At 32.3% G+C, this 23,911-nt stretch carries 19 protein-coding genes; 10 read left to right on the forward strand and 9 right to left on the reverse strand.

The features are described 5' to 3' along the window. The first annotated feature begins 61 nt into the window (after window positions 1–61). Genes V7056_RS05505 through V7056_RS05515 form a run of 3 tightly spaced genes read left to right on the forward strand, consistent with a single transcriptional unit; the run spans window position 62 to window position 2,159 of the window. A complete protein-coding gene (locus tag V7056_RS05505) occupies window positions 62–838 on the forward strand; it encodes an amino acid ABC transporter substrate-binding protein (protein ID WP_499700033.1) in 777 nt (258 codons plus the stop codon). A gap of 13 nt (window positions 839–851) precedes the next feature. Next, the gene (locus tag V7056_RS05510) at window positions 852–1,493 is read left to right on the forward strand and encodes an amino acid ABC transporter permease (RefSeq protein WP_499700035.1); all 642 of its coding nucleotides are present in this window, start codon (window positions 852–854) and stop codon (window positions 1,491–1,493) included. Between the two features lie 12 nt (window positions 1,494–1,505). After that, window positions 1,506–2,159, forward strand: coding sequence for an amino acid ABC transporter ATP-binding protein (locus tag V7056_RS05515; RefSeq protein ID WP_499700037.1), 654 nt, complete (start codon window positions 1,506–1,508; stop codon window positions 2,157–2,159). A 143-nt stretch (window positions 2,160–2,302) separates the two neighbouring features. On the opposite strand, the gene V7056_RS05520 is transcribed toward V7056_RS05515, so the two are convergent. From V7056_RS05520 to V7056_RS05540, 5 genes are all read right to left on the reverse strand, one after another. Next, the gene (locus tag V7056_RS05520; RefSeq protein ID WP_499700039.1) at window positions 2,303–3,319 is read right to left on the reverse strand and encodes a cytochrome d ubiquinol oxidase subunit II; all 1,017 of its coding nucleotides are present in this window, start codon (window positions 3,317–3,319) and stop codon (window positions 2,303–2,305) included. A gap of 20 nt (window positions 3,320–3,339) precedes the next feature. After that, on the reverse strand, window positions 3,340–4,671 hold the full coding sequence (locus V7056_RS05525; RefSeq protein ID WP_499700041.1) for a cytochrome ubiquinol oxidase subunit I: 1,332 nt from the start codon (window positions 4,669–4,671) through the stop codon (window positions 3,340–3,342). A gap of 265 nt (window positions 4,672–4,936) precedes the next feature. Continuing rightward, window positions 4,937–6,265, reverse strand: a complete 1,329-nt coding sequence (locus tag V7056_RS05530) for an MATE family efflux transporter (protein ID WP_499700235.1) — start codon at window positions 6,263–6,265, stop codon at window positions 4,937–4,939. Window positions 6,266–6,349: 84 nt separating this feature from the next. Beyond that, window positions 6,350–6,706, reverse strand: a complete 357-nt coding sequence (locus V7056_RS05535) for a GIY-YIG nuclease family protein (protein ID WP_499700043.1) — start codon at window positions 6,704–6,706, stop codon at window positions 6,350–6,352. A 19-nt stretch (window positions 6,707–6,725) separates the two neighbouring features. Next, a complete protein-coding gene (locus V7056_RS05540; RefSeq protein WP_499700045.1) occupies window positions 6,726–7,481 on the reverse strand; it encodes a DUF2087 domain-containing protein in 756 nt (251 codons plus the stop codon). Window positions 7,482–7,735: 254 nt separating this feature from the next. Here V7056_RS05540 and V7056_RS05545 point away from each other — a divergent pair, with 254 nt between their 5' ends. Beyond that, the gene (locus V7056_RS05545) at window positions 7,736–8,920 is read left to right on the forward strand and encodes a DUF418 domain-containing protein (protein ID WP_499700047.1); all 1,185 of its coding nucleotides are present in this window, start codon (window positions 7,736–7,738) and stop codon (window positions 8,918–8,920) included. A gap of 165 nt (window positions 8,921–9,085) precedes the next feature. Here V7056_RS05545 and V7056_RS05550 read toward each other — a convergent pair whose 3' ends face one another. Continuing rightward, entirely contained in the window at window positions 9,086–11,323 is a 2,238-nt protein-coding gene (locus tag V7056_RS05550) for a putative bifunctional diguanylate cyclase/phosphodiesterase (protein ID WP_499700049.1), read from the reverse strand. A gap of 439 nt (window positions 11,324–11,762) precedes the next feature. Between V7056_RS05550 and V7056_RS05555 the strand changes: the two genes are divergently transcribed. From V7056_RS05555 to V7056_RS05565, 3 genes are all read left to right on the forward strand, one after another. After that, a complete protein-coding gene (locus tag V7056_RS05555; RefSeq protein WP_499700050.1) occupies window positions 11,763–12,497 on the forward strand; it encodes a hypothetical protein in 735 nt (244 codons plus the stop codon). A gap of 26 nt (window positions 12,498–12,523) precedes the next feature. After that, a complete protein-coding gene (locus tag V7056_RS05560) occupies window positions 12,524–13,726 on the forward strand; it encodes a polysaccharide deacetylase family protein (protein ID WP_499700052.1) in 1,203 nt (400 codons plus the stop codon). A gap of 704 nt (window positions 13,727–14,430) precedes the next feature. Beyond that, entirely contained in the window at window positions 14,431–15,051 is a 621-nt protein-coding gene (locus V7056_RS05565; protein ID WP_499700054.1) for a DUF2238 domain-containing protein, read from the forward strand. A 50-nt stretch (window positions 15,052–15,101) separates the two neighbouring features. On the opposite strand, the gene V7056_RS05570 is transcribed toward V7056_RS05565, so the two are convergent. The 3 genes from V7056_RS05570 to V7056_RS05580 form a co-directional block, all read right to left on the reverse strand. Continuing rightward, on the reverse strand, window positions 15,102–17,834 hold the full coding sequence (locus V7056_RS05570) for a bifunctional 2',3'-cyclic-nucleotide 2'-phosphodiesterase/3'-nucleotidase (protein ID WP_499700055.1): 2,733 nt from the start codon (window positions 17,832–17,834) through the stop codon (window positions 15,102–15,104). A gap of 295 nt (window positions 17,835–18,129) precedes the next feature. Beyond that, window positions 18,130–18,657, reverse strand: coding sequence for a GNAT family N-acetyltransferase (locus V7056_RS05575; RefSeq protein WP_499700057.1), 528 nt, complete (start codon window positions 18,655–18,657; stop codon window positions 18,130–18,132). A 169-nt stretch (window positions 18,658–18,826) separates the two neighbouring features. Then, entirely contained in the window at window positions 18,827–19,954 is a 1,128-nt protein-coding gene (locus V7056_RS05580; protein WP_499700059.1) for a cation:proton antiporter, read from the reverse strand. 408 nt (window positions 19,955–20,362) lie between these two features. Here V7056_RS05580 and sigV point away from each other — a divergent pair, with 408 nt between their 5' ends. From sigV to V7056_RS05595, 3 genes are all read left to right on the forward strand, one after another. Beyond that, window positions 20,363–20,848, forward strand: a complete 486-nt coding sequence (gene sigV, locus V7056_RS05585; RefSeq protein WP_499700061.1) for an RNA polymerase sigma factor SigV — start codon at window positions 20,363–20,365, stop codon at window positions 20,846–20,848. A 25-nt stretch (window positions 20,849–20,873) separates the two neighbouring features. Then, window positions 20,874–21,752 carry an anti-sigma-V factor RsiV gene (gene rsiV, locus V7056_RS05590; RefSeq protein WP_499700063.1) on the forward strand — a complete coding sequence of 293 codons (879 nt, stop codon included), beginning with the start codon at window positions 20,874–20,876 and terminating at the stop codon, window positions 21,750–21,752. A 225-nt stretch (window positions 21,753–21,977) separates the two neighbouring features. Further along, window positions 21,978–23,876: an acyltransferase family protein gene (locus V7056_RS05595; RefSeq protein WP_499700065.1), complete on the forward strand. Its 1,899-nt coding sequence runs from the start codon at window positions 21,978–21,980 to the stop codon at window positions 23,874–23,876. Window positions 23,877–23,911 lie beyond the last annotated feature (35 nt).

Below are 23,911 nucleotides of genomic sequence, written 5' to 3' on the forward strand. Positions count from 1 at the left end.
TAGCTAGAGGACGGGAGTTTTTTGTTTATATAAATAAATACTATTTTAAGGAGAGAGAAAAATGAAAAACAAATATATAACAGCAATAATCATGCTTATGATATCAATTTTAATCGTATCAGGTTGTGGTAAAGAAAAAAGAAATGCAAATGAAGTAATCCTTGGTTTAGACGATACTTTTGTACCAATGGGTTTTAAAGATGATCAAGGTAAATTTGTAGGGTTTGATATTGATTTAGCAAAAGAAGTATTTAAACGCGAAAATATGAAAGTAACATTCCAACCAATTGATTGGTCAATGAAAGAAACTGAATTAATCTCTGGTAATATCGATACAATTTGGAATGGTTATTCAATTACTGACGAACGAAAGAAAAAAGTTAACTTCTCAAAAGCTTACTTAAGTAATCGACAAGTCATTATCACACTAGCAAATTCAAGTATTCAATCTAAATCAGATCTAAAAGGTCAAATTGTCGGGATTCAGGAAGGTTCAAGTTCTTTAGAAGCTGTTAATAAAGAGAAAGACTTAGTAGATTCATTCAAAGACGGAAAGCCAGTATTATACGAAAACAATAACCAAGCATTAATGGATTTAGAAGCAAAACGCGTTGATGCTGTAGTTGCAGATGAAACATTAGCACGTTACTACATGAATAAACGTGGCGAAAGTAAATATAAAATTTTAGAAGATAACTTCGGTGAAGAAGATTACGGAATTGGTGTTAGAAAAGACGATAAAGAATTACTAAATAAAATTAATAAACAAATTGATGCAATGAAAAAAGATGGAACGTATGACAAAATTTATCAAAAATGGTTTGGCACATTGAAATAAAGGAGCATTCGCAATGGAAACAATCACATCCTTAATTCCTTCAATGCTGGATGGACTTACAGTAACGCTAGAAATATTTATGATTACACTAGCGTTATCCATTCCACTTGGAATTGTAATCGCACTTGGCAGATTATCAAGAAATAAAGCAATTAGAACATTTATACAATCATATATCCTTGTAATGAGAGGAACACCTCTACTTTTACAATTAATTTTCATATTTTTCGGCTTACCTTTAATCGGCATAGTCTTTGATCGTTTTACTACAGTCATTATTGCCTTCACGCTAAACTATGCTGCTTACTTTGGTGAAATATTTAGAGCTGGCATTCAATCAATTGATAAAGGACAATATGAAGCTGCTGAAGTTTTAGGACTTAGCAAATCTCAAGCTTTCAAAAGAATTATCTTACCGCAAATGACAAAAAAAGTATTACCTCCAGTATCGAATGAGGTCATCACACTCATTAAAGACTCTGCTCTTGTCTATGTTGTTGGGCTTGATGATATGCTGCGTGTGGCAAAAATTGCATCAAATACGAGTGCTTCATTAGTTCCTTTACTATTTGTCTCTATTTTATATCTACTTTTAACTGCTATTTTAACGAATATCTTTAAACGATTAGAAAATCGATTTTCGTATTATGAGTAAGGAGGGACCTTCATGTTAAAAGTAAATTCATTAACAAAACGATTTGGAAAACAAACTGTTTTAAAAGAAGTCTCTTTTGAAGTAAATAAAGGTGAAATTGTCACGCTACTAGGTCAATCCGGAGCAGGTAAAACAACAATCCTACGCTGCGTTAATGGCCTAGAAAACTTTGATAGTGGAACAATTGAAATTGATGGACAAATCATTCAATCACAAAAAGATTTATTAAAAGTTCGTAAAGATGTTGGCCTTGTTTTTCAAAACTTTAATTTATTTCCACATAAAACAGTACTTGAAAACATTATTGAAGCCCCAATCCTAGTATTAGGCTTGAATAATGAAGAGGCTAAACGTCGTGCGCTTACTTTATTAGAGCAAGTCGGTTTAACCCAAAAAGCAGATGCTTATCCGTTTGAATTATCAGGCGGTCAACAACAACGTGTTGCTATTGCTAGAGCTTGTGCACTTCAACCAAAAATACTTTGTTTCGATGAACCGACTTCCGCTCTCGATCCTGAATTAACAAATGGGGTAGCTTCTATAATGAAGAGCCTTGCAGCTGAAGGAATGAGCATACTAGTGATTACTCACGATATGGAATTTGCTAAAAATGTCTCAACACGCACTTTAATCGTTAAAGAAGGAAATATACTAACGAAAGAGTAAACAAAAAATCCTCCCAACGGAGGATTTTTTTAATGAAATAATTTACTAATAAACGATAGGATCATAATAAACGCAACGATAAAACATAAGATGACGAGCCGCTTTTCCTGCTTGTTAGAAGAGTGCATTTCAATCTCCCCTTTTTATTTTTTCCCTTGAACATACTCAGCATCAAATAAAAATAACTTAAACAAAAATAGTAGCGAAGGAACTAATAAGAGCAATCCTAGAACAAATACAATGACTAACATCATACCTGAAGTTTCATTTGTATAGCCATTATAGATTGTAATATATGGGTCTAATATATATGGTAGATGTGCAGCGCCGTACCCAAAAAATGCAAAAAAGAATTGCAGCATGACAAATAGAAAAGCGACTCCATAATAGCGTTTTAACAAAATTAATAACGAAGCGATCAAGAAACATATTAATGATAATAAAAACATCCACCAATAACGATCAATAATATTTTGATAAAAGTGTAGATTGTTATCTCTTAAACCAACAAACACTAAGAAACTTGATAAGATTGTTGGAACTGTCCAAAATAACGCATATTGTCTAACGATGGCTAATGCACCTTCGTCTTTCGCTTTACTGGCATAATACGTTAAAAATGTAGCGCTTATGTACAGTACTGAAATAATTGCAATGATGACGACACTCCAGGAATAAATACTTGATAATAGTTTTTCTGCCAGAAATTCTACTACGCCGTTTTTTTCAACTATATAGCCACCACCAGAAATTGTGAGAACCGTACATAAAGATGCAGGTATTAATAATCCAGTTGCTCCATATAAAAAGAGATAAATTTTATTGTCCTTTGAACCATAATTCGAAAAGGCATAAAACGATCCACGTATAGCTAATAGCACTAAAGAGATACTTCCAGGAATTAATAAAGCCGTTCCATAGTAATATGCTACACTTGGAAAAAAACCGATGATTCCGACAAAGAAAAAAACAAAAAACACATTTGTTATTTCCCAAACAGGAGATAAATATCGACTAATAATATTACTAATAAGATGGTCTTTTTTCGTAACTTTTCCATAGTATGCGAAAAAACCTGCTCCGAAATCAATAGAAGCTACAATAATATATCCGTAAAGAAAAGTCCATAACACAATAATTCCTAATAATTCAGTATTCATAGTTCACCCTCCTTTTTACATCATTTTTTGTTACGATATGCTAACTCTTCTTCAGGTGGATTATGAATAAACATTTTTCGGATGACAATTGTACAAAATATGCCAAGGAATAAGTACAAAGCGAAAAATAACCAGAACATACTGCCTAATCCTTTTGCAGTAGTCGCCCCTTCCGCTACTTTCATATATCCTCTTAATATCCACGGTTGACGACCAATTTCCGCAATCATCCACCCTAATTCAATATTGATCATCGCTAAAGGACCCGTAAGAGCTAATCCGGTTAATAGCAATTTATTATACATCCAATTCTTTTTCTTAATTGAAAAGGCAACAAATAAAAAGGTCATTGAAATGATTAATCCAACAAATGTCATTTTAATATCAAATAAATAGTGAATAAATAAAGGTGGTATTTCGTCCTCTGGGAATTCATTTAGACCTGTAACTGGCGCATTAAAATCTGAAAAAGATAGAAAGCTTAATAATTTCGGTATGCGAATCTCATATTTTACTTCATGTGTTTCATCATCTAATGTTCCAAATAAAACAAAGTCTGCTCCCTTTTCAGTTTCAAAATGCCATTCTATTGCAGCTAGTTTTTCAGGTTGATAATGAGCAAGAAATTTTGCGGAAATATCTCCAGTTACACCAGTCAACACTGCAAAAATTAATCCCATTGTTGCTGCTAACCGAAGACCTTTCTTCGTGTAATCGGTAATTTTTCCTCTTAGCATTTGGATTGCAGCAATAGACGTTAAAATCAGTGCTGAAGCAACATATGCTGTAACAATTACATGCAGTGTTTTTGACGGAGCTGCGGGATTAAACATAGCAGCAATCGGATCTACAGTTTTAATGACACCATTCTCTAATGTAAATCCTTGAGGTGTATTCATAAATGCATTAACAGTTGTGATAAAAAATGCAGATAATGTTGAACCTAATATGACAGGTAAAATAATGAGCCAATGATAGATTGGTTTTTTAAATCGGTCCCAAGTATATAAGTAAATACCAAGAAAGATCGCTTCAAAAAAGAAGGCAAATGTCTCCATAAACAATGGAAAACTGATTGCTTGACCAGCAATTCGCATAAAGCTTGGCCATAATAAAGATAGCTGTAATCCAATACATGTCCCCGTAACGACACCTACTGCAACTGTAATGGTATATCCTCTTGCCCACCTTCTTGCCATAAGCGTATAATGTGGATCTTTTTTTAATATGCCAAGACCTTCAGCAATTGCAATCATTAAGGGTATTCCTACACCAATTGTCGCAAAAATAATATGAAATATTAGCGTCATGCTCGTTAGTAATCTACTGAGCGTTACATTATCCAACTCCATCTGATATCCCCCCTACAATTTCTTATCATATTGTCTATGAAAGAAAATTATTCTAATCAAAAAGTTATGTTTCACCTACTAATTTGTAGTAATGATTATGAAAATACATTTGTTGGTATCTATAAAAGTATGGACTTATTACTTTAAAGGTATACGACAAAATGTGACAAAACGAAGTCGTTTATCATTAGGATTCAAATAGAAAAAAAGCTAATCTGTAAAGATTAGCTTTCACTTTAAACAACGTATTCAATGAAACTATGAGTTATGTTACTAAACGAGTAATACTCTTTTTCTTCCATGATAAGCGGTAGTATAAATATTGTAATCCAAGACCTACGATAAAGGCTGCCGGATAACCAATCCAAATACCTTTCATCCCTAAATTTGTAAAATGGGATAGAAGATATGCAACTGGTACTTCAATTAACCAAATTGAAATGATACTAATAATAGTTGGCCACAGAACTGTTCCACTAGAACGCATTGTTGAAGTGATAATAAATGTATGGCCGAGTATTAAATAACTCCATAAAGTGATCATTAACAAGCTATTTGCAATCGATAATGTTGTCTGACTTGTTAAAAATAGCTGAAGAATTGGTTTTGTAAATAAATACATTAATAATATAATTGCCCCACCAAGTACATAATTTAAAATCAAACCTATTTTAACTACTTGACTCAATCGATCATATTGCTTTGCGCCGATCGATTGGGCAGCAAAAATTGATACAGTAATGCTGATACAGAGCAACGGCATTTGAACATAACTGAGTAGTTGATTGACTACTCCATATGAAGCAGTTGCATCAGACCCATATTTATTTACGAAAGTAATGACTGCTATTTCAGACAATGATAGAAAGATCATATTAATACTTGTCGGAATACCAAGTTTACATAATAGTTTTAGGATTCCACTATCTATACGCAGGTATCTACTTGATTTAAAGTCTATCTGAATTAAATGTTGTTTTTTCTGTAAATAAACTAGTAGTGCTAAAAAAGTTATGACTGTTGAAACAAGACTTGCATAAGCCGCACCATATATACCAAACTTCGGAAATCCCAACCACCCAAATACAAATGGTGGTAATAATACTACATTTAAAATTGTACTAAGCACAAGGAAGTAGAACGGTGTTTTTGAATCACCAGTCCCACGCATTAGCGTCGTATAGACTGTATACAAAAACATAATTGGAATAGACCAAAATAATATTCTGGCGTATTTAACACTAACCGCTAATATATCCCCAGGAGTGCCCATACCTTTTAATATATCCTCTGTAAAAATGCTCCCTATGATTGCAAGAACAAGACCTAGTATAAAAGTAGAAGTTAGCGTTGTACCAACAATTGACTTTAATCTTTCTGTCATTTTTGCGCCATATGCTTGCCCTATTAATATAGAACCACCAGATCCAATCCCAATCGCAAAAGATATTAATAGAAAAAATAATGGAAAGAATGCCGATATAGCTGCTAATGCACTTTCCCCAAGCCAATGCCCAACAACGATCATGCTAAATACTTGGCCTATGGACTGTAAAATATTACTGAATAACAATGGTAAAAGAAATATGACCATTGGGCGTAATAGTGTGAGTTTTTGTGAAGTAGTACTTACACCTTCTTTGCTCACTTTTTCAGTTTGAATCATGAACCTCCCTCCTTATTTTATTTTTTCTGTATGATAGCCTCGCTCACCATATGGTGAAAGCTCATTTAACCACTTCTCCTCTAGTTTCTTCAATTCACGCTTTGCATCAAAGTATTGTTCCTCTTTTACTTTTAGTGTTTCTAATTCTTCTATAACAAATTGATTCTTGCCGAATTCATTCCACTCTTTTTGGAGTTGTTTATTTGTAGAAGAACCTGCCTCTAATTCAAATTTCTTCCCATTTAAAGTTTTAAAATTCATTGTACTTCCAATAAAAACTTTACCATTTACCAAATTCTTAATTTGATAAACCCCAGCTTGAGTCTTTGTTTCTTTATATTGCATCTTTAATTCTTTTTTACGATTCATTTTATTAACCTCGCTTTTATTATTCTTTTAGCCAATATTGACTACCATCAGGTTTACGATCAATAAAACCGTACTCAACTAAATATCTTCTTAAGATCACATAATCGTCGTAGATTGTTGTTAGCACTTCATTAATCTCTTTTTCATGATATATTTTATTTGGTTCAAATCGTTTCACAATCTCCCTTAGAACTACAAGCTTTTGTTTTTCTTTCAATGGGAATTTTTTCAATGGTCCATTTAATCCTTCGGGAAAATATTTCTTCAAGCCTTTTTCTCTTTCATCTTCAGTAATGTTGTATCTTTCATCCACCATTTTTGCAGTCTTATGCAGTGGTAAAAAACTTGGGGCATGCTGATCCTTTTCTTTTAAAAGCTCCATTAATACTAATAACAACTTAGCTTGACGTTCCTTTTCTTTTAAAACGAACCGATGATTTCGAATTGTAGAAGCACTACCGATTCCTGTTTCCTTCTGAATGTCCGCGTCACTTTTTCCTAAATAAAATAGGCGCAGAAGATGATTTTGATGGTCCGTTAACCCAGTTAGCTTCTTATCAAGCTGAATTAAATAATCAAAAACTGATTCATGAATACTTTCAATATGCAGTTTCATATACTTTTCAGCTTCATAGAAGATACCATCTTCTTGATAAATAATTCCCTTTTCAATTTTTTTACTGCATAACAAACAAACATAATGTTCATTTTCATCTATATAACCTTTTTTAAGTTCTTCCAAATTAGCATTCCAAAAAACTTCTACGTTCTCCATAAAACCAAACACAACCTTCATTTGTTTATTTATTTATAAACATATTATGATAATGTTTGATAAATGTCAATTTAACTTCAGCGTTTTTTATAGAAAAAGAAAAACGAGTTGTTAACTGTACTCGTTTCACAACATCTTTTAACCTTTATCTTAGACTGGAAATATAATAGTTTATCAGTTTTGAACTTTTCAAAAAAGGCAAAAGAATGCGTAATCATTTATAATATAACTAATTATTAAAAGGAGATTAAAAAATGAATTTACCATTATCGAATACAAAAGAAAGAATCATATCAATAGATATCATTCGTGGTTTTGCCTTAATTGGCATTTTTTTCGTCAATATACCTTCAATGTTCATGCCTGATTTTTACTATCATTTTGAATATGTGGGTATAGATAGTTTTACTAGATTAATATATGACATGTTGATTCAAACCAAGTTTTATACAATCTTTGCATTTTTATTTGGTGTAAGTGGATTTTATTTTATGAATAGTATTGAGAAAAAGGGGTTATCGCCATACAAATTCTTTAGTAGACGTTTAGTTTGGATGTTTATTTTTGGAGTGATTCATATCTTATTTTTATGGGCAGGAGATATTTTACATACATATGCCTTACTCGGCTTCATTTTACTATTATTCTATAAAAGTAGTGTAAAAAAGATATTGATCTGGGCGGGCTGTTTGTTTTTGATATATTTTTCGCTAGAATCAATAGCTCATTTTGCATTAGACAAAGCTAGTGACGAATCATCTAGTAATCTATTTACTGCTTTTAAAAATGAAAATGGTGAAGTAAATTATTATTATCAGTTTTTAGAACAAATGAAAGAAAGATGGCATTTCTTCTTAACATCCATTCCATATGAATTAACTGTCTTTCCTTTTGAATTTATACCTATTTTTTTAGTAGGTATGGCAAGTGCAAAAGCTGGCATTTTTACTGACACACCTACGTACATAAAACGAATCAAAACAGTTCAATATTTAGTATTGATTGCATCAGTCCCTTTTTTTGTTTTAATGGTCCAAGAGTATGTTCATCACCAAATTACTTCAAGCTATTACGTATTTATCACTGGAAAACTTTTAGCAACTTTTTATGTTTGTACCATATTAAGATTACTACAAAAACCAATATGGGAAAAAAGACTTTCCTTCCTTGCACAGCTTGGTAAAATGGCATTTACAAACTATTTAACTCATTCTGTTATTACATTGGCATTTGTTTCATTATTCATTAAAGATACATTATCTATTGCACTTTGGATGCAGCCATTTTATGCAGTGATCATCATCGTATTACAAATACAGCTTTCTAAATATTTCTTATCCAAGTGGAAATATGGACCACTTGAATATGTTTGGAGACTGCTTACATATGGAAAAAGTAAATCTACAAGCACTACAATTACGCGAGAGATGAAGTTATAAAAAAAAGCATCCAATTATAGGATGCTTTTTAACTGTTAAGAAACACTCTCTTTCTTCACTGTTTCCTGCTCGCAGTGTTGACCACCATCTGAGGTATATTCGCAACTCGAAAGATAAGCGTTTTTAATCACTCTTAATCTAAAATTTTGTATAATCTAAAGCATTCTAATTTAATGGAATGCTTTTTTCATTTCTATTTTTTAATAACAGTTCTTCCAATTGTTGAACAGGTAAAGGTCTACTATAAAAATAGCCTTGTCCTACATTACATGCATACTGCTTTAAGAATGTAACCTGCTCCTCTTTTTCAATTCCTTCTGCAATAACGTTAAAGTTCAAATTATGTCCCATATCTATAATTGTTTTTACCATTTCACCCTTATTTGAATGATTTATAATGTCATCTACAAATGACTTATCAATTTTTAAGCTATCAATTGGTAAATGCTTTAGATAACTTAGAGATGAATAGCCAGTACCAAAATCATCTATAGAGATCTGAACACCTATTTCCTTTAACTGATTTAAAACAATTGTAGATCGTTCAATATCCTGCATTATACTCTCTGTGATTTCTAGTTCAAGATAACGAGGATTTAGGCCAACTTCTTCTAATATTTGAAATACTGATTCTACAAAATTTTCCTCTTGAATTTGACGCACTGAAATATTCACTGCAATTGGGATTGGATCAAAGCCTAGTTCTTGCCATCTTTTATTTTGTGAGCAAGCTTCTTTTAAAATCCATTTCCCCATAGGAACAATGAGTCCAGTTTCTTCTGCCAAAGGAATAAAATCAGCTGGAGAAATAATGCCATTTTCAGGATGATGCCAACGGATAAGTGCTTCTACACCAATAATTTTATTTGTTTCCAAATCAATTTGTGGTTGGTAGTTAAGCGTTAGTTCGTTTTTCTCCATTGATTTTCGCAACCATTTTTCAAGGTCTAATTTACGAGATGTTAGCTCAGCTAATTTAGAAGAATAGAATTGATAATTGTTTTTCCCACGCTCTTTCGCTAAATACATTGCCGTATCAGCATTTTTAATCAAAGTCTCTTCATCTTCACCGTCAGCTGGATACATACTAATCCCGATACTTGGCGTAACGAAAAATTCAAGATTATCAATTTCTATCGGACTACCAAATTCACTTAAAATACTTTGTGCAACTTCAATTACCTGTTCTTGATCAATTTCTTCAAGTAAGATGATGAATTCATCTCCACCTTGTCTAGAAACCATGCCTTTACTATTAAAAGCAGACTCTAATCTGTTTGCTACGATTTGAAGTAATTGGTCTCCAACTGTATGGCCCTTTGTGTCATTAATAATTTTAAATCGATCTAAATCTAAAAACAGTATGGCAAGTTTTTGACAATTTGTTTGATGTAAAACTTCATTTAAATGTTTTCTGAACATATTTCTATTAGGTAGACCAGTAAGTCCATCGTAATAAGCCATATGTTGAATTGTTTGTTCGGCTTTTTTACGATCAGAAATATCTCTACCAACGATTTGCGTCGCAGCTCGCCCTTCATAGAATATCGGCATTGTTGTCATTTCAACCTCAATGCTCTCACCATCCAGGCGTTGTGCAGGAAATTCAAATCTCATTTTTTCTATTTGCTCGTCTAATACAAGTTCGTTTTCTTTAATTTGTCTTAAAATATTAGGATGTATTAGTTTTGACGGAGGTTTCCCAATTAATTCTTTATGACTTGACGCACCATAAAGTCTATATCCGGCTTCATTAATATAATCAATTCGACCTCTACTATACACTGCAATTATGTCTGGTGACATCTCAACTAATGTACGATATTGGTCTTCACTTTCTTTACGGTTTGTAATATCAAAAAGAACACTACTAAAATCTACTAATTTCCCTTTTTCGTCAACTGTGGGAATTCCTCGATCTTGTAGCCATCGCACTTCTCCATCACTACGAATAATTCGATAAATACTTGTGACTGCTTTTCCCTGCGAAAGCATTTTTTCGCGTTCATCAAGTACATATAAATCTTCTGGATGGATAACTTTTCTCCATAACGATGAATCCTCGTAAAATTTCTCTAAAGAATAACCATAAAGGTTTTCAATACCTGGAGTAATTAATAATGTATTTGTTTTTAAATCATGAGACCAAATCGCCACGTCAAGTGTGTCAAAAATGTGATCTAATCTTTGTCGATCTTTAAGGTGATGATCCGTTGAACCTTTGTCTTTCATTTTTAAAAATAAAACTACTAGGAGTAAAATAACTAAGATGAAGGCTGTATCTATTACAGCATGGGTCAAACTATCATGTAGAAGTAAAATAGAAGCAAGTAATTCTAAGATGATTAAACTTCCTATTATGGAAACTAACTTAATGTAATATTTATCCTCTTTTATATTCATTTAATTCTCCTATATTATAGGTAGTCTCCTGAAAACATCCAATTTTACGACACTTTTCTTAAACATATCAAAAAAAGGTGCTTATCACAACAAGATTATGCGGGATAAAACATAAAGTTTTATAAACTGACACTGATCCTTGTATGTACTTACAATATTTTCTATTTATTTAGAATCCAATTACTCATTTATCGCAACAGATCACTAACATTTATAGTACATTCTATTCTATTACCTTTCGACACTCTCCGTACAATTGAACTATTTTCTTTTCATTTCATTGACAATTTGTTACATAACTTTACAATTAAATTAATTAATAATAGAATTTTCGACATTTTTGTAATATTAGTAAAAACTTTCTAACAAAGGCATTATTTACTATATATTTTTACCCGTTTATACTCAATCTTCATTTTAAGTCATAGGAGCGAAAAACATGACCAAAGATTCAAAAAACAAGTCAATTGATTGGTTAAAAGGAGTCCTTTCTAAACAAAATCAGTTTGAACCATCTATTAATGTACAGGATATCTCGTCTGAAATTGCAGATGATCATTTAATAGAAGAAGCTGTAGCAATAGAGGCAAATACTCAAAAGCAACCTTTTTCAAAGGATAATCAAGATAAAGTCTCACTAGACTTAATTATTTCATTAGAAAATATGCTGAATGACCGCCAACTTACAATTTTTAAAAATAAAGATTTAGAGGATCAGTTATATACTGCTAATGAGATGATTAGCAGATTAAAACATGATCAAATGAAGAAAGATCAAATTATCCAAGAAAAAAACAAAGAAATTAGTGTAGTTGAAGGCAAGCTTACAAAGAAACAAATGAGCTATGATCAATTGATTGAAGATTATAAGGAATATCAAAATAATTCCAATAATGAATTTGAAAAAATGACAATTCAATTAGAAAAAGAAGTTCAAAAGTACAATAAATTAAATGATATCTCGACTAAAACACAATATCAAAACATGATTAAAATTAAAGACCTTGAAGAAAAAATTAGAGACTTAGAAATAGAAAATCAAAAATATGTTGAACAGTATCATAAAATACTTGATGAAAAGAACGAGTTAATGAAGACCATTAACGATTTTACTGAGCGCATGTCATTTTCTTTCTCAACAAAACCTGCTACATCAGTAACTGTTCCAGAATAAAAGATTACAAGAGTTAGGAGGCAATCATGTCAATTTACCAAGGAAAACTAATTGAGCTTTTATCAATCAAACAAACAATTGATAAATCATTCTTATATATTAGATTAGTATTTAATGAAGAAGTTGAACTACTTTGGGAGATTGACAATGATACTGCTAATCTATTAGATTCTATTATTGGGGAAAATTATAAATATAGACTCTCTCTTCATAGTTCATTCGATCAAACTACAAGACAGTTCAGTAGCTATATGACACGTACTCATATGGATAAGAGTGAAAAAATCAATTTTCTCTGTTCCGAGGAATATCACAAAAGGCTACATGAGATCAAAAACATTGTTGATTTAGAATCCATAAATGATTTACCATACATGTCTTCAAACCAAACAAAAAAAGTAGAAGAGACTAGCCCACGTAATCACTATGCAATGGTCGGTTGGATTGCAGTTGCTATGCTTAGTCTCATTTCTACAATCCTCATAGGTTATATTAGCCATTCTTGTATTAATAAAACATTATTTTGTGAACAAACACCTGTTAAGGCTGAAAGTGTTGTTAAAGCCGATGATCTAAAAATAAAAGAAGAAGAAATACAAAAAATTAATAAACCGAAAAAACCTGTTATTACGATACCCACTATTCCGAGTATTACATTAAATAATGTAGTAACATACAGTATTCCAAAAGGAAGTGTGGCTCTTACTTTTGATGATGGACCTTCTAAATATTCTTCTAAGATTATCAATCTATTAAAAAAGAATCAGGCTGGTGGAACGTTTTTCTATATTGGACAAAACGTTAAACAGTATCCGGATCAAGTTAAGTATGCACACTCAAATGGATTTTCAATTGGTAGTCATTCGATGAACCATCAGGATTTTACAACTCTAACTTATAAAAAACAAGAAAATGACATACTTCAATCGAGTAAGTTAATTAAAAATATTACGCATCAAAATGTTACATTGTTTAGACCTCCGTATGGAGCAAAAAACAAGTACACTACTGATATAATGCAGAAGTATAATTATAAAATGGTTCTATGGAATAAGGATACTGAGGATTGGAAAAACCGTGATGCTAATTCTATTCTTAAATATGTAAAGAGTAATTCGGAATCTGGTTGTATCATTCTTTTACATGAATCAGAGGCTTCTGTAGAGGCTTTACCGAAGATTATTGAGCATTTACAGGCGAAAAATTTGAAGATTGTTAGTTTAAAATAATATGAGTAACTGTCTAAAGAAAACTAATTTGTATGTTAATTAGTTTTCTTTTTTTATCGAATTTACTTACAGTATAGACTTACAACCCTGATACACTTTTAACAATTTAATTTAGTAAAGATTATGTTTCTTGATTTCCACTGCAGGATGCCAACTTTCCGTGGGGCGTGCGATGAGCCTCCTGGGCCCACACGATGTGGGTCATGCATGCGTTACGACAGGACATCGTGGTTTTTAGCATGCCTTCCTTCTCGCGTCTGTGAGGTCTCAACTGTCCCGCTACACCCACAGGAGTCTAGCACCTTTCGTTTCAATCTATTTCTCTTTTTTACGGTTGCTTTCTGATAAGAAAAGTAGTCCATACTAAATAAAAATCAGACCATTCCTTTATTTTTAACTATCAACATTAAACCTTATCATTACCTAAAACTTTTCGATTTCTAAAGAACGTTCTTTATTTCCGCTTCAGGATACTCGATTGCCCTGAGATTGCGGTGATTATCCTCTACTAATTTGTGCCGTTTCTAAATACTTTTCGCATCAACTTCCCCCCCTTTAGTACTATAATAAGTGTTCACTCATAATGTCTTTAGAATTGAAACACCTACTTCAACTACTTTTTCCTTCTTAGATATGCTTGCTCTGTATTGAATAAGCAGATTTTTCTCATACTGTATATATAAAAGCTATTAGTGGAGTGAGATTTGTTGGAAAGCAATCACAAAAGAGTCCATTTCTTCTTATTATTGATCGTTAGTGCTGTTTTGATATGGTCTGTTATTAATCCATCGGGATATCTTATTTGGTTATTAGAAGTACTGCCTGCTTTGGTTGGATGTATAGTAGTGTTGGTGGTTTATCCTAAGTTCAAGTTTACTAATCTTTCATATGTGATCATCGCATTTTTATCTATTTTAACGTTTATTGGAGGTCATTATACTTACGATGATGTACCTTTATTTGATTGGTTGAAAGATACATTTGATTTAAGTCGGAATCATTATGATCGTTTTGGACATTTTTTTAAAGGGTTTATTGCCATTGTGATTAGAGAGATTTTAATAAGAAAAACGCCATTAAAAATGAATTGGATCGTTTGGATGACTCTTTCGATATCACTATCTATTTCAGCCTTATATGAATTAGTTGAGTGGATTTATTCTGCTATTCGGTCTGGTAAAAAAGAAGCGAAGCAATTCGTTGGAATGCAGGGAGATATTTGGGATGCACAGTGGGATATGAGTTTGACATTAATTGGTGCCATTATTGCTTTATTAGTCTTATCAAAATTTCATAATAAATATTTAACAGCACATCGAGATTAAAAAAGAGCCGAATCCTTTGTCTAATAGACACTAGATTCGACTCTTCATTATTATTTAACTACTTTCTTTACTACTTTACTTTGGTTTTTAGCTGAATCAGTTAGAGTAAATAATAACGTTACTCCACGTTTTTGTTTTGGTATTCTCACTTTGAAAGTTCCTTTTGTTGTCACTTTTCCAGTAGTAATAACTTTTGTTCCTACTTTTACTGTTACTGTTGTATTTTTTTCCCCTTTACCTGTAATCACAGTTGTACCTTGAGTGATTGTTTGAGTAATGATTGGAGCTGTAGGTGGAGTTCCATCCTTTACAACAACAGTAGTCGCTGCACTTGTGTTACCTGATCCGTCTTTAGCAGTTACGCTTAGAACAGTACCTGTACGTTGTGCACTAATTTTAACCGCAAAAGCACCTTTCGAATTCGCTTTACCTGTAGCAATTTCTTTATTTCCAACTTTAATTGTAATGTACGCATATTTCTCAGTCGTTCCAGTTACAAGTGTAGATTTATTGTAAACCGGGTTCACCACTGGTTTAGCAGGTGCAGTTGTATCAGTTGCTTTCTTAATAACTACTGCATTAACTGAAGTTGTAGTTGCTCCAGCAGTTGCTGTAATAACTAATGTAGTACCAGCTTTTTGAGCAGAAATATTAATTGAGAAAGTACCTTTTGCATCAGCAGTACCAGTACCTACAGTCTTGTCTCCTGCTTTTACTGATACTGTTGCATTAGCAATTGTTTTACCAGTAATAGTTTTTGATAAATCACTTACTTGGTCTACAGTTAAGTTTGTATTGTAAGCATATAATCCCCAAGTTACGCCTAATTCAGATGCTTCACCTTTATAAGTGATGTGAGCAGAATCAGATAAAACATTTTTAGCGTCTGTAGCAGATTTAAAAGTTACTTCTGGATTACCAGTGATTGGTGCGATCATCCAGTTTTTGTCTGCAGATGGGTTTACAACACCTTGTTTTTCGATATAGTTCATTAATACAGTACGGTTTTCTTCAATTGTATCGATTACTACTTTTGCTTTTCCACCTTTTAAGCCTGGGAAGTTTCCTCCACCACTTGCACGGTAGTTATTCGTAACAATAATGAATTTTTGATCTGATTTAATTGGTTGGCCATTAAATTCTAAATTTACAATTCGGCTTGCATCAGCATTTAATACATCACCGTTTGCTTTGTATTTCGCAGGTTTTGTTACATCAACTTGATACGTAACACCATCAATTACATCATAGTTATAACCAGGGAAAGTGTTATCCACAAGTTCTTGTGCAGTGCTAGAAGCTGGATCAATTTGTTTAAATTGACCTGCACTCATTTCTAACCAATCTTTTACTTGTGCTCCAGTTAATTCTACCGCTTTCAATGTATTCGGGAATAAATATAAATCATTCGCAGATTTAATTGAAAGTTCACCAGTTGCGATACTTGTATAATCACTTGCTCCACCACGGCCTGATTTAAACGGTGCCGCTGCAGATAAAACTGGTACATCTTTATATTCAGGTAAGTTTTTAGCAATAAAATCTTTTGCAAACCAAGTTTGAGCATTGTTTACAATTTGAATTGTAGGATCATCTTGTACACGTGCAAAGTAGCTGTACATTGGTGCGCTTGTCATACCGATTTTTCCACGAACGTAAGCTAAAGTTCCTTCGTGGTACTCTTTAACAGCGTTTACAATTGCAGGATCTTCGTCAGCTAAGCTTTTCTTATTTGTTGCATCATATACTGGACGTAATTGTGAACCTTTTGCTTCAACTTTTGTATATTTACCATTTTCATCTGGCGTTAAAGTTAATTTCATAACACCTAGATTGTTACCCCAGAATCCAGCTTCTACAGCAGGTACTCCGTTGATTGTGCCAATTTTATTATCGATTCCTTCTTTTCCGTCAAACTCCGCTGCGCCTGGGAAATTTGTATGTTTATGACCGAAAAGAAGTGCATTAATTCCTTCAACTTTACTTAAGTCGTATATAGCATTTTCTGCATTTTCTTGACCAGCAGTTGCTACGTCACAACCAGAGTGAACAAGTGCTACAACGATATCAGCACCAGCAGCTTTTACTTTTGGAATAAATTCTTGTGCAGTTTTTACCATATCTTTTGCTATTACTTTTCCAGTTAAATTGTCTTTGTCCCAATCCATAATTTGTGGAGGAGCAAATCCAATTACACCAACTTTTACTTTTTGTGCATTTCCATTTGCATCTTTAAATGTTTTATCTAAGATTTCATAAGGTTTAAATTCGTTTTCACCAGTTTTAGCATTATAAATATTTGCATTTATATATGGGAAATCAGCTTTACCAGTTACTTTTTTAGCATAGTCTAAACCATAGTTAAACTCATGGTTACCAAATGTAGCTACATCATATTTTTGTATATTCATAGCTTTGATCATCGGGTGCACTTCTGTGTCAGATAATCCTTTTACTTTCGCTACATAATCTGCCATTGGATTACCTTGAATTGTATCTCCAGCATCAAATAGAAGACTATTTTCACTTTCTTGTCTAGCCTTGTTGATTAACGTAGCTGTTTTTGTATAACCATAATCTAATACTGGTGTATCTTTGTAATAATCGTAAGCCATGATGTTATCATGTAAATCCGTTGTTTCTAAAATCTGTAAATCGATTGCTGCAGGAGCTGACATTTCTTCAGCTTTTACATTTGTAAACGGTGTTGCAATCGTAGCAAAAGTTAATGCTGATGCAACGATTTTACTGAAAGAACTTGATAATGTTACACGTTTAGACATATTTACATTTTCTCCCCTTGATAACTATTTTGTGATATATTACTTTTTTCCCAACGCTTTAAATTATAACTTGCAATGATTATAATAAACAATTAATATTTTTAAAAAATAGTTAAAATTCTATGAAGTTTTAATAGTAAGTATTGTAAACACTTACATTTATTAGTAAAAATACCCTTTAAAATAATTCGACAATACTAAAATATCCCAAAGAACATTTATAATAGAACATTCCAAATAAAAAAAATCCCGTTAATTTCCCCGATTTCTTCTATTAATATGTAAATTTTAGAGATTACCTTTTTAGTGTATAAATAATTGATATGGACTTCTCTTTATCTATCGTTTCGTTTTTGAAAAACTGATTTTTCTCTAAAAGTTGAATCGACTTTGCATTTTTTTCATTTACTATACCTTCAATGATTCGTAATTTTAAATCTTCAAAACCGAATGCTATTACAGCTAGTAGTGCTTCTTGCATAATACCTTTACCTTGAAAAATTGGTGAAAGCTCATACCCTACTTCTCCTTTTGATTGCTCCTTTAAAAAATTCCACAGACAGATTGTCCCAATTAAATCATCGGAATCTTTGAACATTATAGCCCATAGAATCCATTTATTTTGTTCAATACCATCATTTATCATCTTAATATACTCGGTAGCATCATCAATAGAAGACGCGATTGGTCGATCGATAAATTCTGATACGTTTTTATCAGAGCGTAGTGCAAAAATCGCTTCTTTATCTTCATTTTTCATTTGTCTTAAAATTAAGCGATTGGTAGATAGGTTAGGAAATGGTGAAAATTGAATGTCGTTCATACTGAAACCTCCGAATATTGCTCTTGCTATTGATTGATCACTATTTCCATTATCAAATTTTTTTATTTTTATCACAAGCTCAATTATAAATAAAAAGCATTACAATAAATTGTAATGCCACTTTTCGATCCTATTTTTGGCCTTCATACATGAACTTTATCAATGCAATTTACTTTTTGTTTAAAAATGCTTTCATCATTGGTGGCGTCACAATTGTTGTTACAAGGATGACAATCACAATAACAGCAAATAAATCTTGGTTTAGTAAGTCATTCTCAATACCAATTGCTGCGATAATTAATGCGACTTCACCTCTTGAAACCATTGCTGAGCCAATTCCTAAAGAATTTCTCCAAGAAAAACCTGTTACTTTTGCTCCTAATGAAGAACCAATTAATTTTGAAAAAATGGCAATTAAACTTAAGGAGATAATGATTCCAATGTGATTCATGATTCCAGTAAACTGTACCGCAACCCCAATTGAAGTAAAAAATACTGGAACAAAAATAGAGTAGCTAATCGTTTCTACCTTTTCAAAAACTTCATGCTTAAATTCAGTTACACTAATCGCTACACCTGCAATGTAAGATCCAATAATCGCTGCTACCCCTGTATACTCCGCTAAATACGCATACATAAAACAAATGATTAGTGCTGAAGAAATAACTGTTTCCGTCACTCGTAAGCTTGAAAACTTCCTAAGAAAAAACGGTACAAATTTCCATCCTACAACGATGGCGAAAACAAAAAATAGTACTTTCTTTAAAATGACTTTCGTTAAATTTACGTCTCCACCAGCTAAACTCATTAAAAACGCTAGTGCTAAGATGACAAGTATATCATCAATAACTGCTGCTCCTAATATAGTCGCGCCCTCACGAGACTTTAATTGATCCATCTCTTTTAAAACTTGCACTGAAATACTTACGCTAGTTGCTGATAGTAGTAAACCTAAAAAACTCGCTTGAATGGGAGAAAGATTCATATAGATCCCTGTTAAATACCCCAAAGCAAATGGAACTAGAATTCCCCCGACTCCAACAGCAGCAGATGCTTTACCGGTTCGTTTAAATTCGTCTAAATCAGTTTCTAATCCAGCAATAAACATTAGTAAAATAACCCCAATATTACTAATTTCTTTAAGCACTTCTGTATCCTCAATAAGACCTAATACAGTGGGGCCTAAAACAATTCCTATTAAAAGCTTACCTAAAACTGATGGCTGCTTTAAGCGAACACTTACATCTCCGGCTATTTTTGAAGCGATTAAAATAATGGCAAGTTGAAAAATAAGCATATAAATACCCACCCTTAAAATATTACGTTTATCCAATAAATTTCGCTATTTTAAAAAAACTATTTACATAAAGGATTAGCACCTTATGATACTGAGCTTTAATCTTCTACCTCATAGGATTTGGAAAAACTTCTAATTATATTCCATTTTTTTACGATTAACCACTTCATCACTAAGCTTTTTTTCACAAAAAAACTTTTTCATAATAACTTTTTAAATAAATACGCTGAACCTGTTTACGAATGAGTTTCACATCGTTATACTAGTTTAGGCCGCTCAATCCTGAGCATAAAAAATAAAGGAACAATCTTAATTTTTTTTTATTTTTTTCAAACTTTTTTAACTAGGTATACGTCTTTATAATGTAATACCTTTTGATACGTATCTAAAAAAAGGAGCTCTTTAAGCATGAAGGGGAATTCAAATTTAGAAAAGGAACTTGTAGATTTTATCATAAATAATAAAGATGACTTTTATCGATTAGCATATGGTTATGTCAAAAACTCAAATGATGCAATTGATATATTACAAGATTCTATACAAAAAGCCATTTCCTCAAAAAGTAATTTAAAAAAGGAACAATCTTTAAAAAGTTGGTTTTATAGAATTGTCATTAATACTTCATTAGATTTTTTACGAAAACAAAAAAGAGTTGTGGTAGTTGATGAAGAAACAATCCAGTCATATTCTTCTGGAATAAATGATCATTATACAAATATTGACTTGGAAAGATCCTTAGAAGCTCTACCACCAAAATATAAAAGTGTAATTATCCTTCGTTATTTTGAAGATTTAAAAATAGAAGAAGTTGCAGAAATATTGCAAGAAAGTCCAAATACAATTAAAACTCGATTATATAAAGCTTTAGAATTACTCCGAATTAAAATGAACTGAATTTCTTTTTAGGAGGTTAATTTGGGTGGATAAAAAATTAGAAAAATTAAGATCAGACTATAAAAACGTACCATTACCTAATGATTTAGATGAAATTGTAAAAAAAGCAATCAATCGTTCTACGTCAAGACGACGTTTCCCAATCAAATCTGTTTCTGGACTTACTGCCGCAGCAATATTCGTCCTCTCTTTAAATACAAGTCCAACATTTGCGAAGTCTTTATCAAATTTTCCAGTTTTAAGAAATGTAGTTAAAGTACTGACTTTTACTGAATATACTGTTAACGAACCGACTTATAACGCAAATATAAAAGTACCAGCAGTCTCGAACTTAAAAAATAAAGATCTTGAGCAAAGTCTAAATCAGAAATATTTAATAGAAAATCAAAAGCTGTATGAGGAATTTAAGAAAGAAATTTCATTACTAGAGAAAAACTCCACAGAAGCACACCTTGGGGTTGATAGTGGATATGAAGTAAAAACTGACAATGGAGACATATTATCGATTGAAAGATATGTTGTAAACACAGCTGCCTCATCTTCAACTACCATGAAATTCGATACAATCGATAAGAAAAAAGAAATTTTATTATCATTACCTATTCTGTTTAAAGACAAATCATATATAGATATCATCAACAAAAATATTAAAGAACAAATGATAGAACAAATGAATCAAGATGATGGTAAAACTTATTGGATACCTGAAGCAAATCTTGATTATTCAATTGATCCATTTGTAAGCATAAAAGAAAATCAAAATTTTTATATAAATAAAGACTACAAATTAGTTATTTCATTTGATAAATATGAAGTTGCTCCTGGGTATATGGGCGTCGTTGAATTCATTATCCCGACTAACATTCTTGCAAATATTTTAGTTGGCAACCATTACATTAGATAGATGTTTTAACTTTTAGGAGCCTTTCTCATTTGAGATTTGGCTCTATTTCCAACGATTTACAACTGTAAAATAAGCCAATAAAAAAAGAGATGGCTTACATATTAATTTACAAGGGGAAGGGGTAACTGGTAATGGTTAACAGCATGAATACAGAAAAAAATATCAAAACTACGCAATTTAATCGATCGATTATTTACGAAGTATTAGTACACAGAGGTTACAAATATGTCTAAGTCAGGAAACAAACAATTTCGCTATATGCCCGGTTTGGATGGTCTTAGAGCACTAGCTGTACTCTCTGTCATTGCGTATCATTTAAATTTACCTGGAGCTTCAGGCGGGTTCCTTGGTGTAACTGTATTTTTTGTCCTTTCTGGCTATTTAATTACTGATTTATTGATAGCGGAATGGAGTATAACGAAAAAAATAGATTTGAAAAATTTCTGGGTTCGTCGTGCGAAGAGGCTATTACCTGGTATGTTTACATTAATTCTTGTAATTATTGCAACAGTTTCCATTTTTCAGCCATCTCTCCTTACAAGCTTAAAACAAGATTCCATTGCGGCAGTATTTTATTACAGTAATTGGTGGTATATTTTTCATGATTTATCATACTTTGAATCATTTGGTCCACCATCTTTACTCAATCATTTTTGGTCCTTAGCTGTCGAAGAACAATTCTATATTCTATGGCCAATTATTATTTTAATAGGATTGCGTTTTATGAAGCGTAAGAGTTTACTATTCTTAGTAACGATTACAGGAGCGATCATTTCCACACTGTTAATGGCATTACTATTTGTACCTGGAAGTGATCCAAGCAGAGTGTATTACGGAACGGATACAAGAGCATTTTCTCTTTTAATTGGAGCAGCCTTGGCTATGATGTGGCCGAGTCGGAAGCTTACAAATAAAATTTCAGCATCTGGTCGAATAACAATAGATATCATGGGCTTTTTTGGATTAATCATATTTATATGCATGGTTTGGAAGACAAATCAATACGACGGTTTTCTTTATCGGGGTGGAATGTTTTTACTATCAATCTCTACTGCAATGCTAATAGCTGCACTAGCTCATCCAGCAAGTTTCATTGGTCGAGCGCTTGCAATGAGACCTTTAAAATGGGTTGGTTTACGTTCTTACGGAATTTATTTATGGCATTTTCCAGTCATTATCTTATTTACTCCAAAAATAGATACAGGTGAAATCTCATTTATAAGAGTTCTATTTCAAGTTATATTAATATTCGGTCTCGCTGCTCTTTCTTACCGTTTTATTGAAGACCCAATCCGAAAAGGGAAATTAGAATTAATTTTGGGAAAAGTACGATCTGGCCAATTAAAAATGAAGGATATTTGCCTTAAACATCTTGTTGTTATTAGCTCATTCATTCTTTTAATTGCAGTATCTAGTTTTGGAATATCATCACTTCCTGGTGCAAACGGAGCAAAAGCAAGTTCTGAGGTTGAAGCCATTCAAAACTTACCAAAGCAGTCCTCACAAATTGTTGAAAACGAGCCGATAAAACCTAAACCTCATAAAACTCCTATCGTTGATCGTGATGAACATACATCAAAGCCAAATCAACATAGTAATATCGGTCATACTACAAATAAACCGGTCACAAATAGTAATAAAACAATTAAACAGAAACATTCCATTACGATCATTGGAGATTCTGTTGTTATCAATGCAATACCATATCTTCAAAAGTCTTATCCAACGCTTAAAGCAGAAACAAAAATAGGTCGTCAATTTGCTGAAGCTCCTGAGATTATCCAACAATTACAAAAGTCGAATAGCTTAGGTGATGTTGTCATCATTGAATTAGGAACGAATGGTGCTTTTACAAAGAAACAGATGATTTCAGTTATTAAATCATTAGATAACAGAAAAATAATATTTGTAAATACTCGTGTACCAAGACAATGGGAATCGATCGTTAATAAGACTCTAAAAGAAGTCTCAAGTAAATATCCAAAGAATACTAAAGTTGTAGATTGGTATAAGGCAAGTGCGAATCACGATTCGTATTTTTCATCAGACGGAGTACACTTAAAACCTGAAGGTGCAAAGATTTATGCGTCATTGATAAAAAATGCAATCGAATCATTTAAATAACAAAAAAGGGTGCCTTTTTAAAGGCACCCTTTTAC

It is taken from the genome of Bacillus sp. JJ664, assembly GCF_036962205.1.
In the GTDB taxonomy this organism is placed as follows: Bacteria; Bacillota; Bacilli; order Bacillales; family Bacillaceae_G; genus Gottfriedia.